This window comes from Caldicellulosiruptor changbaiensis (assembly GCF_003999255.1).
Taxonomy (GTDB): Bacteria; Bacillota; Thermoanaerobacteria; order Caldicellulosiruptorales; family Caldicellulosiruptoraceae; genus Caldicellulosiruptor; species Caldicellulosiruptor changbaiensis.
Window position 1 is genome coordinate 614,032 of record NZ_CP034791.1, and the last position, 16,700, is coordinate 630,731.

At 34.8% G+C, this 16,700-nt stretch carries 12 protein-coding genes and 1 pseudogene; 12 read left to right on the forward strand and 1 reads right to left on the reverse strand.

Features of this window, described 5'->3' with window-relative positions:
- Positions 1–140 precede the first annotated feature (140 nt).
- The 4 genes and pseudogenes from ELD05_RS02785 to ELD05_RS02800 all read left to right on the forward strand — a co-directional run.
- A complete protein-coding gene (locus tag ELD05_RS02785; protein WP_127351272.1) occupies positions 141–2,789 on the forward strand; it encodes a 3'-5' exonuclease in 2,649 nt (882 codons plus the stop codon).
- Positions 2,790–2,826: 37 nt separating this feature from the next.
- The gene (locus ELD05_RS02790) at positions 2,827–5,682 is read left to right on the forward strand and encodes a UvrD-helicase domain-containing protein (protein ID WP_127351273.1); all 2,856 of its coding nucleotides are present in this window, start codon (positions 2,827–2,829) and stop codon (positions 5,680–5,682) included.
- Between the two features lie 122 nt (positions 5,683–5,804).
- Positions 5,805–6,500: an anaerobic ribonucleoside-triphosphate reductase activating protein gene (locus tag ELD05_RS02795; protein ID WP_127351274.1), complete on the forward strand. Its 696-nt coding sequence runs from the start codon at positions 5,805–5,807 to the stop codon at positions 6,498–6,500.
- 49 nt (positions 6,501–6,549) lie between these two features.
- Positions 6,550–7,311, forward strand: a pseudogene (locus tag ELD05_RS02800) (MFS transporter); the annotation flags it as partial.
- Between the two features lie 50 nt (positions 7,312–7,361).
- Here ELD05_RS02800 and ELD05_RS02805 read toward each other — a convergent pair.
- Positions 7,362–8,300: a transposase gene (locus ELD05_RS02805; RefSeq protein ID WP_127350937.1), complete on the reverse strand. Its 939-nt coding sequence runs from the start codon at positions 8,298–8,300 to the stop codon at positions 7,362–7,364.
- A 97-nt stretch (positions 8,301–8,397) separates the two neighbouring features.
- Here ELD05_RS02805 and ELD05_RS02810 point away from each other — a divergent pair, with 97 nt between their 5' ends.
- The 8 genes from ELD05_RS02810 (at position 8,398) to ELD05_RS02845 (ending at position 16,687) form a co-directional block, all read left to right on the forward strand.
- Complete coding sequence (locus tag ELD05_RS02810) at positions 8,398–8,955, forward strand: MFS transporter (RefSeq protein ID WP_408609368.1); 558 nt, start codon at positions 8,398–8,400, stop codon at positions 8,953–8,955.
- Positions 8,956–9,034: 79 nt separating this feature from the next.
- Positions 9,035–10,018 (forward strand): LacI family DNA-binding transcriptional regulator, encoded by a 984-nt coding sequence (locus tag ELD05_RS02815; protein ID WP_127351275.1) that lies wholly within the window; start codon positions 9,035–9,037, stop codon positions 10,016–10,018.
- A 93-nt stretch (positions 10,019–10,111) separates the two neighbouring features.
- The gene (locus ELD05_RS02820) at positions 10,112–11,155 is read left to right on the forward strand and encodes a Gfo/Idh/MocA family protein (protein WP_127351276.1); all 1,044 of its coding nucleotides are present in this window, start codon (positions 10,112–10,114) and stop codon (positions 11,153–11,155) included.
- Positions 11,156–11,197: 42 nt separating this feature from the next.
- Positions 11,198–12,136 carry a sugar phosphate isomerase/epimerase family protein gene (locus ELD05_RS02825; protein WP_127351277.1) on the forward strand — a complete coding sequence of 313 codons (939 nt, stop codon included), beginning with the start codon at positions 11,198–11,200 and terminating at the stop codon, positions 12,134–12,136.
- Between the two features lie 179 nt (positions 12,137–12,315).
- Positions 12,316–13,713: an AmmeMemoRadiSam system protein A gene (gene amrA / locus ELD05_RS02830; protein WP_127351278.1), complete on the forward strand. Its 1,398-nt coding sequence runs from the start codon at positions 12,316–12,318 to the stop codon at positions 13,711–13,713.
- Positions 13,714–13,728: 15 nt separating this feature from the next.
- On the forward strand, positions 13,729–14,577 hold the full coding sequence (gene amrS / locus ELD05_RS02835) for an AmmeMemoRadiSam system radical SAM enzyme (RefSeq protein WP_127351279.1): 849 nt from the start codon (positions 13,729–13,731) through the stop codon (positions 14,575–14,577).
- A 22-nt stretch (positions 14,578–14,599) separates the two neighbouring features.
- A complete protein-coding gene (cdaA, locus tag ELD05_RS02840) occupies positions 14,600–15,457 on the forward strand; it encodes a diadenylate cyclase CdaA (protein WP_011916722.1) in 858 nt (285 codons plus the stop codon).
- Between the two features lie 3 nt (positions 15,458–15,460).
- A complete protein-coding gene (locus tag ELD05_RS02845; protein WP_127351280.1) occupies positions 15,461–16,687 on the forward strand; it encodes a CdaR family protein in 1,227 nt (408 codons plus the stop codon).
- Positions 16,688–16,700: the final 13 nt, after the last annotated feature.

The following is a 16,700-nucleotide window of genomic DNA, read 5'->3' on the forward strand; positions in this document are numbered from 1 at the left end:
ACTATAACTTCAACTAAAAATTGGAGTAAAAATTGCAAAACATCAAATTATTTTAACCAGAGATTAAGAAGTTCAATTAATTCAAGGGTAAACAGTTTATTGCTGCAAATTTAATTTTCACCTGAAAGGAGAACCCTCACATGAAAAAAGCCTACCTTCTCAAAAATCTAAGTTTAAGCCTTTTAGATAGCGCAAAACCTAATCAGCTCATAATCCTTCCACGACGCTTTAGCATAAAAAAGCTAAGAGAAAGGGTTGTTGAAAAAAATGGAGTTTTGTTTGACATTGACATATTCACATTTGACGATTTGCTAAGCACAGCAAAAAACGAAATTTTAAAAGAAAGAAAATTTATCTCAAGAGAACAGGAGATATTAATAGTTTTTAACCTTTTAAAACAAATCTTCAAAGGACAAAAAGACTTTGAAAATGTGTTGACGTATGAATTTGTAAGCCAGGTTTTGTATCTTTTAAATCTTATGTTTTTGGAGTCAAAAGAATATCCTTCTTTACCATCTTCAATTTCTTTTGAAAAGTATGACTGGTTAAAACTTCTTTTTGCAAGATATAAAGAATACCTTGATAAAAATAATCTTGTTAACTTTTCATATCTTCAGGATTTAGCAATTCGGCTTTATGAAGAGGAAAAGATTGAGCTTAAAAAATACGACACTGCAAAGATTGCATTTTTTATTGATTTTAGAAGTGACCAAAAAAGGCTTTTGAAACTACTTTCGAGAAAACTTTCCAGCATAGAGATTTTCCTTCCCTATTTTGATGACGTTGAACTTTGCCAAGAAAATGTTAAATTTCTTGAAGCTCTTGGATTTGATATTATCTTTGGCTTTCCATCTACTTCTGTGTCAGACATTGCAAAAAATACGTATGATTCAAATAAGACCTTTTTAAAAGCTTTTTCATATGGCAATATTAGTCTTGAGGTGAATGCTCTTGTAAAAGAGTTAAAAAAGGATTATCTTGAAGGCAGAATTGACTTTAGCAAGGCAGCAGTTGTTGTGCCAAACATAAACAGATACAAAGATATTTTAGCAAAGAGCTTTCAGGAAGAACTTTTGCCCATAAACTTTGACTATCAAAAAAGTCTTTTAGAGTTTGGATTTATCAAGTTTGTCTTGGACCTGATAGAATTTTTAGGTTCTGAATTTGATAAAAAGAAATTTGAAAGTCTTGTTACTCACAGATTTTTGAACAAAGAAGAAGCAGACTTTGAGATTTTGTTTGAGAAAATTAAAGATGTTCACATTATGGATTTTGAGCAAATAGGAAGTATACTGGAAGAGCTTGAGTTTTTACTTAGTATATTTTCTTTTGATGAAGAAAGAGAAAATCTCATTAAAATCCAAAGAGTTTATAATCAAATTAGAAGAATAAAAAAGGATTATGAAACATCGCCAAAACCATATAGTTCATGGCTTTTGCAAACCAAAAAAGTTTTTGAAAGGCTTGGGATAACAAAAACTGCTGAATTTGTAAACGATATTGAGTTTTTAAAGGCATTTTATGCCTTGAATGAGGTTTTTGAAAATGGCTGTAAAAGTAGCAGCGAGTTTCAATTTGACTATACATTTGAGGAGTTTCTTGATATATTTAAGACAGTCCTTTCACAGAAGATGGTAGATGTTTCTATTAAGATTTTAAATGGGATAGACATTCTTCTGCCACAGGACGCGATAGGTTCTGACTATGAAAAGGTGTACTTTATAGGGCTATCAGATGACATTCTGCCAAAGCCAAGGCTTGAGGGCTTTTTGATGAATAATCAGATAAAGCTTGAGCTTGGGCTTGATGAGATAAAGGATTTTGATTACAACTTTCAAAAGGAATTAGTAAGTTTCAGAAGTATTCTTAATTCCTATGAGGTTTATATGTCATACCCACGCTTTTATCAGCAAGATCTTGGCAAAAGTCCGTTTTTGGAATTAGAAGGAATTGATATTGTTGAAATTGAAAACAACTATTTACCAGACCATGAAATTGTTACTCATAAAGAACACAAGCTAATCAAAAATGCAAACAGAGTTTCAAAAAGTCAAGATGAAAAGAGGATACATGTGCCAGAAATTGTCCAAATCAAAGACAGAGAGCTGATTTATCTTTATGAGTGTCCTTTGAAATTTGCATTCAAAAAATTCTCAGTTGACCAGATAAAAGAAGATGATTCTTTCTTTTCTTCAAACTTGAGAGTGCTATATATGAGTATCCAGAAAATTTTGTCTTTTGCTCAGCCACAAGAAACTTATGATTTTATTCTTCAAAACTTAAGATATACCGCAAATGATGTTGTAAAAAGGAAATCTGCAGAAAATATATTGGAGATAGCAATTGAGATAGCTGAAGGTATGTTCAAAAGTGGCGTGAAAGAGTTTATCCCACAAAACATTGGACAGCACAATCTTTTAATAAGACAAAACTTTGAAGGGTTTGAGGTTCAGCTTTTTCCAAACTTTGCTATAAAAGTGGGTAATGAAGAGATTTTCGGATTTGTGAAAGCAAAACATTCAAATAAATGGAACGAGATAGACAAGCTCTGGCTTGCTAAGTATGTTTTCAATTTAGAAAAGGTTGCAGCAATATTTCTTTATGAATCGCCAAGGTTTGTGATATATGAAAATAGCCCTCAAGAAGAGCTTGACAACAAAACAGAAGAGAGTTTGAAGACTTTAAAAGACCTGCTTCAAAGACTTCATGACCCTGAGCTTTACCAAAAAAAACATCCAATAAAAAATTGTTTTAGATGTGAGTACAATCATGTGTGCATTTTATATTGAAAATTCTGAAGAACATAAAAAGGGGAAAGTGATTAAAATGCCGAAGGTATCAATGTATACTGCCTCTGCTGGTTGTGGTAAAACAGAGAGAATTGCAAATTTGTACGTAGATTTGATAGAGCAAGACAAAGCCCTGCCACAGGAGGTAGTGGCAATAACATATACAGAAAAGGCTGCAAGGGAGCTAAAAAGCAGGATAATCTCAAAAGCACGACAGAAAAATATTGACATCATGACAATATCAAAGATTCAAACTTCACACATAAAAACAATACATTCCTTTTGTATGTATCTTTTGAGGTTTTTCTGGATGAGAGCAAAAGTTGATGCAAACTTCAAGATAGTGCCTGAACTGAATGCACTTTATTACAAATTCATAGACAATTATCTTTCGGTTGTTCCAATTGTTTTGGATAAATTACCATTAGAAAAGTTTTTTATTGAAGAGTATTTTCATCTTCTTCAGGGCTTGATTGAAGAGTATTCAAATTCAGCAAAGTACATTCAAAAAGCAATTCCTTTGGACCCAGAGGTTGCCTATATCTTTGACCACATAGCTGAGATGCTGGACAAGGAATTTTTGAAAGAAATTACTTATGACCTAATTTTGGAAAGAACTGCGAAGCTTCTGCAAATTCCTGAGGTCAAAGCCGATATAAATTCTAAATTTAAATACCTTATTGTTGATGAGTTTCAGGACTCAAACTTTTTGCAAAAAACAATCTTTGAAAATATTTGTGAGAACATAATCTATGTTGGTGACAAAAAACAGTCTATTTATCGTTTTCAAGGTGCAGAACCTGTTGTTTTTGATGAGGCGGCAGAAACATCAAACATAATTTATGAGCTTGACACAAACTACAGAACAAATTCAGCTTTAGGTCAAAAGATTGACGCAATTAGCAAAATCCTTTTTCCTAATTACAAGCCTCTTAAATATTTCTACAGTGCAGATGGTTTTTTGAAGATTGTTGAAATTTTAAATCCAACAAGTGAGAATAGAGCTACAAATGAAGCTCACTTTGTTGCAAAGACAATAAAAGAAATGGTAGAAAACGAATTTGAGATAAGCATTGGTGGCGCACCAAAAAGAAAAGTTAAATACTCTGATTTTGCAATTCTTTCAAGAAAAATTCAGAGTATTGTGCACATTTACAAAGAGGTTTTTGAAAAGTATAACATTCCACTTGAGATAAACTTCAAAAGAGGGCTTTTGCAACAAAGAGAAGTTGTACCTCTTTGGGGGCTTTTGAATGTGCTGCAAAGCCCTTGCAAAAAATCAGCTTATATGCAGCTTCTTTCAAACCCGATTTTTGGTGTAAATCAACATGAAGCGCTTTTTAGCACTATAACGCAGTTGCAAGACCTTGTTCCTGATGACTTAAAAAATTTCATCTCAAAGGCACGGGAAAGCCTTTATATTAAAAAACTATCTGAGATTCTGTACGAGTTTGAAGAACTTTTTGAATATAGTTCCAAAGTCTATAATATCTTTGGTAAACCGGCATATGAAAATGTCAGGTTGTTTTACGATTTGGTAGAAGAGAGCGCAAGTTTTTCGGTTGATGATCTGGAAAAATTTATAAATCTTCAGAACGAAAGGCTTCAGTTTGGTAAAAGTTTGAGTGATAGTAGTATTTTAATGAGCATTCATTCGGCAAAAGGATTGAGCTTTCCAATTGTGTTTTTAATCGGGCTTGGTGAGAGTACACAGGGGCCAGTTATGAGAAATCCGAAGCTAAAGGGTAGCTATAATGTTCAATATAAGGAATATGTAATAGCACCTATATGGATGAAGGATGAATATAAGGTGGTAAAAGACATTGCAAATGTTCAGGACAAACAAGAGCTAAAAAGGCTTTTCTATGTTGCAATAACAAGGCCAATGGCAGGACTTTTTATAGTAAATTCAACTGTAAAACCTGTTGGCAAAAAAAGAGGTGGATCAAAGTCATTTGCTGATGAGATTGAACTTTCCAAAATTATTGAAGCAGCAGAGAGAATAGGCATTGAATATGAGAAGATTGATTTAAAAGATAACGAAAAATTGGAAAAAGATTTTTGCAAAAGCTTTGAGGTTCATACTAAATCTTATCTTCCAACCACAATCATGGCAGATAGATTTGAAAACAGGTTCAGGTATCTATCACCTACGCACATAATAGATTTTAAAAATTGCAGGGCACTTTTTGCTTTCAAGTATATAATGGGCTTGCCCATTTTTGATGAGACAAATACAAAACTTGAGATCTCTCAGAATGCAAAACTGCTTGGTACAACCATCCATAGAGTACTTGAACTTACATCGCTTGACAAGTTAGATAGCCTAAATCAAAACATAGCCTTGGCAATGGCTGAGAATGGGTTTGAAGATGAAAATTTAATCAAAAGTCTTGTTTACAACTTTTTTAACAGCCCATTTGTTGATTCAATTAAAAATGACGTAGTAAAAGAAGAGAGCGAAATGCCTTTTTATCTGAAGTTGGGAGATCAAATAATATATGGTGTAATAGACAAGATATATCATCTTCCTGATAGGGTTTATCTTTTGGATTTTAAAACAAACTTACATTTTGACCACAATAAGTTTGCAATGTACATTCCACAGCTATTTATTTACACAAAGGCGATATTAGAAAGAGAACCAAAAAAAGATGTACATTCATCCATATGCTGGCTAAGAGAAGGAAAAATGTTTGACTATAAAATAGAAGATGAACACCTTGAGGATGTTATGAAAACAATTGATGAAATACGAGGTATCAAGACAAGAGAAGATGTTTTAAAGCTCATTGAAGAATCTATAGAAAGAAAAGATTGCACAGGCTGTGACTTTGAATTTTACTGCAAGGATGAGCAAAACTTAAATTTGGTCAGAAAAAAACTTGAATAAGTCTTCTTTTTTTCTTTTTTAACCAATTTAGAGGTTTGCAAATTTAAGAGTTTAGAGGTTAAAATAAAATATACGCATTTTTAGCGCAAAGATCAACAATATACAAAAAGGAGTTTATTTTCATGCTTGTTGATTTTATGAAGATATCAACTGTTGATTATCCGAAAAAGATTGCAGCTACTTGTTTTTTTGGTGGCTGCAATTTTTCGTGTCCATTTTGCTACAACTCCCAGCTTGTAAACTTCAAAGGAGATTTTATGGATGACAGTATATTTTTTGAGTATTTGGACAAAAGAAAAGGTATAGTTGACGCTGTGTGCATCACGGGCGGAGAGCCAACTTTGAATGAAAAGTATCTGACAGAGTTTATAAAAAAGATAAAGCAAAGAGATCTTCTTGTCAAACTTGACACAAACGGTTCAAGACCAGAGGTTTTACAGAAACTTTTGAAAGAAAATCTTTTAGACTATGTAGCAATGGACATAAAAGCACCACTCAGAAAATACCCTGAGCTTACAGGATTTAAAGATATTAAAAAAATTGAGGAATCAGTTAATCTTCTAATAAACTCTCAAATAGACTATGAATTTAGAACAACCGTCAACAAAAATCTTCATACCATTGAGGATATCTTGGAGATTGCAAGGTGGCTTAAAAACGCAAAGCTCTATGTTATAAAGCCTTACAAATACACACCTGATGTTTTAGATAGCAAACTTTGCGGTATACAGGATTTAGAAATGGAATATTTACACCAAATTTATAATCGTGCGAAAAGAGAGGGAATTAATAATATTAAAATTGGTGGAGAGCTTTGATAAAGGCAATAGCCAGCTATAGTGTTTTTGTATTTTTGGGGTGATTGTTATGGTAAAAATCAAGGCACAGATAGAGCAGTTAATTGCAGCTTTTAAAGAAATAAATCCAAATGCCAAAAAAATTTTGCTGTTTGAGCCAATATTCACTATTCCCTACGCTATGTTTATCATCTACTCTTCTCTTTACATGACAAGGCTTGGGGTAAAGGACTATCAGATAGGCCTTCTTTCTACAATTTTGAACTTAGTAATGCTTGTTACCTCACCATTTGCTGGTATGCTTGTGAATAGGTTTGGACGAAAAAAAGTCCTTCTCATAGGTGATTTTTTAGCATGGTGCGTGTATGCCTATATCTTCTTCTTTGCCAAAAGCTTTGTGTGGTTTTTGATAGCTACAATCTTCAACGGTCTTATGAGAATCTCTGAACTTGCTTGGCGACTTTTGTTAATGGAAGATGCAACAGAGAATGAAAGGGTTGCAATATACTCTGTCACCGTTTTTGTATGGAACATGGGGAACCTTTTTGCACCTTTGATGGGTGTGCTTGTTGCAAAATATGGGTTGATTGCAGCAACAAAAGGTACTGTGCTTGTATTTGGAATTTTAGTAAATATATTGATAGTTGTAAGACACCTTATAACCCTTGAGAGCTCAGTTGGACAAAAGCTTGTTGAGGAGAACAACAATGGTGATAGTCACAAGTTTTCTGAATGGCTTGAAAGCGTAAAATACATGATAAAAAACAAAGACCTTCTTTTAATAGTTCTGGTTGTTATATTTGGAAACGTGGCACTTATATTTAGAGATACTTAGGTTGTTGAATAAAAATTATTACCAATAATACATAAAATGAGCAAAAGTTATTGATTCCATTCATATGCGAAAGAAAACTTCTTACCTTCTACTTTTCTGAGAAGTTGCTCAAACAAAAAAGTAATTAGTATCCAATCAATATACCTTTTATAATTCTTAAACCTCCTGAGCCTTACATTCTCAAGATTATATTCACCTTTTAATTTACTAAATAGTCTTTCAATCTTTGTTCTATGCTTGTATAGCTTTTTGCCCTCTTCAGTTTCTAAAAATCTTATGTTATTTCTTCTAAAAACATTCTTAACATTGTTTTTATCTTTCATGTTTCTTTTGTTTATCCCAGCAACAAATTTAACCTTAAGCTCATTTGCTATATTAAACCATCTGCTACAATCGTATCCCGCATCTGCTAATACAATCTCACAGCCAAAGCCCCATGCCCTATATAAAAGCTCTTCTTGTCTTGAGTCATGTTCATTTGCCCCTGTTAAAATCCAGAAAAGTGGTATTACTTCTTCTTTACCTGTACACAAAAGATGTAATTTGTATCCCCTGTAAAATCCTATTGTAATATGTATACCTATTTTTGCTTCTGAATCATTTTTGGCACTTCTCAAAGGTGTAGAATCTACTATCGCTATACTCATATCAGGTTCTATCTTAGCTATTAATATGTCTTTTATATCTTGCATGTATTCTTTTTCTATTTTTCTTGACAACTTCGCAAAATATGAATAGTCCGGACTTTCTTCTATACCTACTACTTGCTTAAACTCTGTGTCTTGATTTATTCGATATTCTAATTCTCTGAAACTCTTTATCCCCTTCTTAACTTTGTAAACCAGACAAGCTATTATTTGAAACAAATTAAATTTCCTTGGGCGTCCTCTTCTATTGTGCTTTATTCTCCTTGTCAGAGCTTCAGTAACCTTTTTCACTACAAAAAGTAGCTTTAAAAATTTCTTATTTTGTGCTTTAATATTCATGAGTATATCTTTTCCCCCTTGTGTTTTGTTGTGGTTTTCTCTTAAATTAAATTATAACACAAGGGGTTTTTTTCATTTGTTACTATGTTTACTTTATATGGTTATTTCTTTTATTCAACAACCTCTTAGAGATACTTATAAGAACATATATCTTAGCGAAGGGCTCAATTACCCAGATGATATTATCTCTCTATTTCCGACTCTGTGGAGTATTGTCACACTTATTTTTATAATCTTTCTCATACCAAAACTGAAAGAGAAAAATCACGATACAATATTGTTTTGGGGTATGCTTTTTATAACCATTTCAAATGCTCTAATTTTAGTAACAAAGCCTGGAGCTTTTGGCTTTTTCCTCATGATAGTTGTCACAATCCTTGGGGCGATTGGGGCTGCAATTTATTACTCATTTGTGGATGCAATCCTTGCAAACTCTGTTGATGACCAAAGAAGGGCACATGTTCTTTCAATTTCAATGTTTTTAATATCTCTTTTTTCAATGCCAGTTGGAGCAATTGCAGGGCAGTGTTATAGCTTTTCAAAACTGCTTCCCTTTGTGCTTGCTACATTCTTTACTTTGCTCTGCATAATCTTGATTTACCAGAAGATCAGAAGAAAAAAGAATTTTTCTTCAAAAGAGAGCCATGATTTTTAGGAATAGAATAACAGATATTGAATAGATGGTTTGAAAGGTATAAAATAGAGACAGTAATATAAATTTTTGGGGGTGTAAAATGCCAACTGTAAAGGATGTTGCAAAAAAGGCAGGAGTTTCTGTTGCAACAGTCTCGAGGGTTTTGAACAATTCAAATAAAGTCTCAGAAGAGACACGCCAAAGAGTACTTAAGGCTATAGAAGAGCTTGGCTTTAAGCCCAACCTTCTTGCAAGAAACTTCCGAAAGGACAAATCAAACCTGATATTAGTTATTTTACCTACTATAGCCAATGCATATTTTGCCCGTGTGGTAAAAGGGGTTGAAGACACTGCAAGAAAGTACGATTATGGAATACTTCTTTGCACAACAGGGAACAGTCCTGAGGTTGCTTCAGAGTATCTGAAGCTCATAGAAAGAAAACAGGTTGACGGGGCAATAATTGCTTCTGCGAAGATTGACAAAGATGCAGTCCTTGAGATTGACCCGAAAAAGATTGTTCAAGCCTGTGAATTTTACCAATTTTTAGACACATCATGCGTACTTATAGACCATAAGAAGGCCTTTTTTGACATTGTAGATTATCTCATAAAAAAAGGAAAAAAGAATATCCTTTGTGCAATAGGAAATGAGGGAATTCCTTCAGAAAATGAGAGAAAAGAAGGCTACAGGCAAGCGCTTGAGAAAAATGGTATAGAGTTTAAAGAAGAAAATGTCATAAGGTGCAGCTATGGCTGGGCAGAGATTTATGAAAGGCTAAAAACTCTTCTTTGCACAAAAAAGTATGACGCAGTAGCGTGTTCATCTGACCTTATGGCAGTGGGAGCAATAAAGGCAGCAAAGGCAGTAGGACTTAAAATACCAGACGAGTTTGCAGTGACAGGGTTTGACAATATTATGATTTCAAGGCTTTATGAGCCAAGCATAACAACAGTTGCTCAGCCAATGTATGACATTGGAGAAAAGGCAGCAGAGATTTTAATAAATAGCTTAGAAAATCCAAATAGCTTTTCAAAAGAAAAGTTTATTCTTCCCCATGAGATAAAAACAAGAGAATCGGCATGAAGCACTTTTTGTTTTTAAACTCATTGTAATTGATTACATTTTGTAATATAATTATTGTGTAATCATTTACACAAGCAGGGGAGGAATGCTGAGATGTTAAAAGTAAGGCTTGGGATAATTGGCTGTGGTTCAATTACAAAGCACAGACACGCACCTGAGGCAAAGTCTAATGAAAATGTTGATCTTGTTGCTGTTTGTGATAATAATTTGATAAATGCAGAAAAAGTAGCAAAGATGTTTGATGTACCAAAAGTGTATGCTGACTATGAGACAATGTTAAATGAAGAAAAACCTGATGCTGTTGTTGTTGCTGCACCTAACTGTATTCATGCAGATGCTACAATAAAGGCTTTGAAAGCAGGGGCACACGTTCTTTGTGAAAAACCAATGGCAACAACTATTGACGAGTGTAAGAAGATGGTGGATACAGCAAAGGAGACAGGAAAGTTTTTGATGATAGCTCACAACCAGAGGTTCAATAAAGCTCATATAAAAGCAAAGCAGATTATTCAAAGTGGTGAGCTTGGCAGAGTTTTAAGCTTTAAAACTACCTTCGGTCATGGTGGACCTGAGAGCTGGAGTTCAGACAAACCCGATACATGGTTTTTCCACAAAGAGAAAGCTACATTTGGCAGCATGGGAGATTTGGGTGTTCACAAGATTGACTTGATGAGGTTCTTACTTGGTGAAGAGTTTGTTGAAGCAGCTGCATTTGTCACAACGCTTGCAAAGAGGTATCCAAACGGAGAGCTAATAGACGTTGATGACAATGCTGTTTGCATCTTAAAAACTCAAAGTGGTGCAATTGGGACTGTGACAGCTTCTTGGACATATCCAGGGAGTGAAGACAATTCAACAATTATATACTGCGAAAAAGGGTCAATCACTCTTTATGGTGACCCAAGGTTTTCGATGATAATAAGGTATGCAAATGGACAGAAAGCATACTTTGAACTTGACACAATGCAGACAAACGAGAAGCAGACAAAGTCAGGTGTTATGGATGAGTTTATAAACTCTATTTTGACGAACACCCCGCCAAAAATTTCTGGTGAAGAGGGACTTAAGACAATGAAGGTTGTTTTTGCATGTTTTGAGTCAGCTAAAACTGGCAAAGTTGTTAAGATTGATTATTAGTAGCTGATAAATCCTTTGAATGTGAAAGGAGAGTTTTAAAAGATGAAACTTGGATTTTTGACAGCGTGCCTTCCAAATATGAAGTTAGATGATTTGGTTGTATGGGCAAAAGGTGTTGGATTTGAAATGTTAGAGGTTGCATGCTGGCCTGTGAAAAACACAAGAGACTACTCGAGCACAACCTTAGATGTTGCAAACCTTACAAAAGATGAAGCAGAAAGAATCAAAAGACTTTTTGAGCAGAACAATATGCAAATTTCTTCTCTTGCATACTATGACAACAACCTGCACCCTGACCTTGTGATAAGAAAATCTTACCATGATCATTTAAAAAAGGTGATTGATGCAGCAAATCTTCTTGGTGTCAAGTATGTCGGGACCTTTGTTGGGAGAAACTATAACAAGACAATCAAGGAAAACTTTGATGAGTTTGAGATTGTGTTTAAAGAGATTTTGGAGTATGCAAAGGAAAAAGGAGTTTCTATTATAATAGAAAACTGCCCAATGCCAGGCTGGAACCCAAATGGTGGATGGATGGGGACAATATCATACTCACCTGAGCTTTGGGAGGAGATGTTCTCAAGGCTTCCGTATGACAATTTTGGTTTGAACCTTGACCCGTCACACCTTCTTTGGCTTGGGATTGACCCTGTTTCGGTCATAAAAGAGTTCAAAGGCAAAATATTCCATGTCCATGCAAAGGATACTCAGATTTTGAAAGACAAGCTCAATAAATTTTCGATTTTTGGTAGCCAAATTCAAAGGAAAAATGCTTGGGATATGGGCTACTGGGTATACAGAATGCCAGGTCGTGGCGAGATTGATTGGAAAGCATTTTTGAAAGAGCTAAAACAAAACGGCTACAGCTTTGTTGTAAGCATAGAACATGAGGACCCAGAATATGAGGGGACTGAAGAAAAAGTAAAAGAGGGATTGAGGCTTGGGTTTGAGTATTTGAAGGGAGTACTTGATAAAATTTAAATATTATCCAACATCAATTTTTAAATAAAGGCCGGCTTTTAATCAATTTCGAAGCTGGCCTTTTTGTTTTGCAATTTGTAACAACTTTTTAACATTTGAATAGTAGAAGCAGACACAAAAAAAGGGTAAAATATTATATATGAAAACTTGAAAAAAATCAAAGTAAGGGGCAGTCAAAAATGGTAGGATATTTGTTGCCACATCCACCAATTCTAATTGACAAAATTGGAAACGGAGAAGAGAAAAAATGTCAGGCAACTTTAGAAGCATTGGAAAAAGTGACAGATGAGATTTTAGAGTACAAGCCTGATGTAGTTGTTGTTATATCACCGCATGCGCCTATCTTTTCAGATGTCTTCTTTTTAAATGACAAGCCTACCATTGAAGGTAGCCTTACAAGATGGGGTGTGCGGGGAGTTGAATTTAAGTTCCACAATAACCTAAAAATAGTTGAAGATATAGCAAAGATGAGCAAAAAAGAGGGTTTGAGCGTTGGATTTGTGACAGACAAGATTGAGAGAAGATATGGAATTTCACGTGAGCTTGACCATGGTGCAATGGTCCCACTGTATTTTGTAACCAAAAAATATAGAGACTTTGAACTCATTCACACAGCGTACTGTATGGTTGATGATATAAAACTGTATAGGTATGGAATGATAATAAGAAAAGCTCTTGAAAAGCATGGAAAAAGAAGTTTAATTATTGCTTCTGGTGACCTTTCACACAAGCTGAAAGAGGACGGTCCTTATGGGTTTGCTAAAGAAGGTGTTGAATTTGACAAGCTATTGGTTGATCTTTTGCAAAAAAGTGACATAAAGGGTCTTTATGATATAGAACCTGAATTTTATGAAAGAGCTGCAGAGTGTGGTTTTAGGTCAATAAAGGTGTTAATTGGGGCATTTGACGGCTATGAGGTAGAATCGAAAGTTTACTCTTATGAAGGACCGTTTGGAGTAGGATACTGTGTTGCCGGATTTTACCAAAAAGGTTCTACAACATCCCTTCTTGATGAGATAGCTATTAAAAAAGAACAAAGACTCAAAAAAATCAGAGAAAATGAAGATGAGTATATAAGACTTGCAAGAGAGAGCTTGGAGTACTATGTAAAGCACAGAAGGTATATGGATTATATACCAGATTATGTTACAGAACGGATGCTAAAAGAAAGAGCAGGGGTTTTTGTGTCAATTAAAAAGGATGGAAATTTGAGAGGATGTATAGGCACAATTTATCCTACCCAAGAAAACATTGCAAAAGAAATAATCCGAAATGCTGTTGCAGCGGGTTTTCATGACCCAAGGTTTGAAGAGGTCACAGAAGATGAGCTTGATTCTCTCGTGTATGATGTTGATATTTTGAGCACACCTGAGAAGGTGACATCAAGGTCGGAGCTTGACCCCAAAAAGTATGGTGTAATAGTCAAAAAGGGTGTGAGACAGGGGCTTTTGCTTCCTGATTTAGAGGGTGTTGACACTGTTCAGCAGCAGCTCAGGATTGCCTGCCAAAAGGCTGGGATTGACTATGACAGAGAAGATTTTGAGATAGAAAGGTTTACAGTTGAAAGGCACAAGTAAGGAGAAGTATGAGAAATGGTAGAAGCAAGGTATTATGAAAAATTGGAAAATAAAAAGGTAAGGTGTAAGCTCTGTCCGCATGGGTGTGTGATTTTGCCTGGCAATACTGGTTTTTGCAGGGCAAGACAAAATGTTGATGGCAAGCTCTACTCATTAAACTATGGATATATATCTTCAATTGCGTTTGACCCGATAGAGAAAAAGCCACTTTATCACTTTTACCCTGGTTCAAGTATACTTTCAATAGGAACATTTGGATGTTCATTTAAATGCTTGCACTGCCAAAACTATGAGATTTCCCAGCTTACTCCCAATGTATTTGAAGTTGATACAGAACGTTTAATTGAGCTTGCGAAGAAAGACAAAGACTGTATTGGCATTGCATTTACCTACAATGAACCGACAATTTGGTTTGAATATGTCTTAGATGTTGCAAAGAGGTTTAAAGAAGAGGGGTTTAAAACTGTCCTTGTCACAAATGGGTATTTAAATGAAGAGCCACTTTTGGAACTTCTTGAGGTCATTGATGCTGCAAACATCGATTTGAAGGCCTTCAATGATGAGTTTTACAAGAAGGTGTGCAGGGGTGATTTGGAAAGTGTCAAGAGGTTTATTGAAATCTGTAGCCAAAAGATTCACATTGAGATAACAACGCTTATAATTCCAACCTTAAACGATTCTGAAGAAGAGATAGAAAATCTTGCAAAGTGGCTTTCTTCAATTGACGATAGGATTCCTTTGCATTTGACCAGGTATTTCCCGAGATATAAAATGACTTTGCCACCAACGCCAAAAGAGACGTTATTTAAACTCAGAGAAATTGCAAAGAAATATTTGATGTATGTATATTTAGGAAATATCTAAAAAAGCAGTGGGGGAATTTGATTTGTTGAAAGACTTTTCTTTTTATATTCAGGAGTTTTTAAGAAATATATCTCTTATCAGGATAACACCGTTTGATATTATTGACATTGCAATTGTGTCATTTGTGATATACAAAATAATTGTGTGGATAAAGGACACAAGAGCGTATCAGCTAATAAAAGGAATTGTGATTTTGATAATTATAACTCAGGTTAGCAAATGGCTGAACCTGAATGTTATAAACTGGCTTTTGACGAATACGCTCTCATACGGTGTTTTGGCGCTTTTAATAGTCTTCCAACCAGAGCTAAGACGCGCTTTAGAGGAGATTGGAAGGAGCAAAATTTGGGGAAAGTTTTTTTGGGTTGGGTCTGACGAAGAGACACTTTTAAAGTGGCAAAATAGTGTTGAGGAGATTATAAAAGCTGTGATGTATCTTTCAAAAAATAAAATTGGAGCATTGATTGTGATTGAAGGGCAGACAAAGATAGGTGATATAATCAACACAGGGATAATAATTGACTCAGAGATATCGTCCCAGCTTCTTATTAATATCTTCATTCCGAACACACCATTACACGACGGTGCAGTGATTATAAGAGATGGAAAGATAAAAGCTGCTGCATGTTTTTTGCCTCTTTCAGAGAACAGGTACATAAGCAAAGAACTTGGTACGCGCCACAGAGCGGCACTTGGTATTTCAGAAAACTCTGATGCAACTGCAATAGTTGTGTCAGAGGAAACAGGGATTATATCTGTTGCGTACAACGGAGGACTTACACGAAACTTAGGTCCTGAGGCTTTGAGAAAGATACTGCTCAGGCCTTTGAAAGTTGAGAAAGAGAAGAACGGTCTTAATATATTTAGGTGGAGGCGTTAAGATTTGAAGAAGATTGAGCTTAGAAAACCCAAAGATGACACTTTCTGGCTGAAGGTCTTGTCAGTTTTTATTGCTATCATTTTGTGGTTTTATATAAATAGCATCATAAATCCTATAAAGAAAAGAGAGATAATTGTGCCAATACGCTATAATATTTCAACTTTATCAAAAGGGCTTGTTATGACAGAGTCTGATACAAAAGAAGTAAGGATAGTTGTTAGCGGAACTCAGGATGAGCTCAGCAAGGTGGATGAGAAGAATATTCAAGCAGTGGTTGATTTTACTAATGTAAGACAGACAGGTGAAATGAAACTTCCAATTAATATAAATAATCCTTACCATAGAATCAATATAGAGAGTATTTATCCAAAAAGTGTAGTAGTAAACATTGACAATCTTGTAACAATCCAAAAAGATGTCACAGTTGAAATAAACGGGAATCCTAAGAAAGGGTACATAATAAATGGCTATCAAGAAGAGCCAAACGTCATAAGCATAAAAGGTGCTGAGAGTGATATAAAAGAGATTTCAAAGTGTATTGCTCAGCTAAACTTAAGCCTTAATGACAGGTCGTTTAAGGCTTCTGTTCCTGTTAAAATTTTAGACTCAAACGGCAAGGATATAACATCACTTTTTGATCTGTCTCAAAAAAGTATAGATGTGTATGTAGACATCTTAAAGACAAAACAGGTACCGCTTACTGTAAAGTTCAAAGGTCAGCTTCCGCCAAATAAGGTTATATCAAAGATTGTACTAAAACCGTCAACAATTAATGTTGCGGGGAAAGAAGAGGATATAAATTCTTTGAATGAAATTGTTGTGGGAACAATTGACACACGAATGTTAGAAAATATTTCAACATTCCAGTTTGATTTTAATATTCCAAAAAATATTAAAGCTTTGGACAATGTCAAGCAAGTTGTAATAACAATCTATACTGATTCAATTGTCCAGAAATCAATTACCGTCCCGGTTGAGGTGAGAGGTTTAAGCAACCAGTATTTAGCCCAGCTAAACCCTGATAAGGTGACGCTTAAGATAGAGTATTCCCAGAGCAATCAAAATTCGATTGATTTTTCCTCGTTTAAAGCATATGTTGATGTTTCGAATTTAACACAAGGCAATTATAGCTTGCCACTTGTGCTTGAAAATCCGAACAATATTGAGGATGTAGAGGTATCTCCTTCTTACATAAAGGTGACAATAACAGAGAAAAACCAAACCCAGTAGATTATTCTGGTTA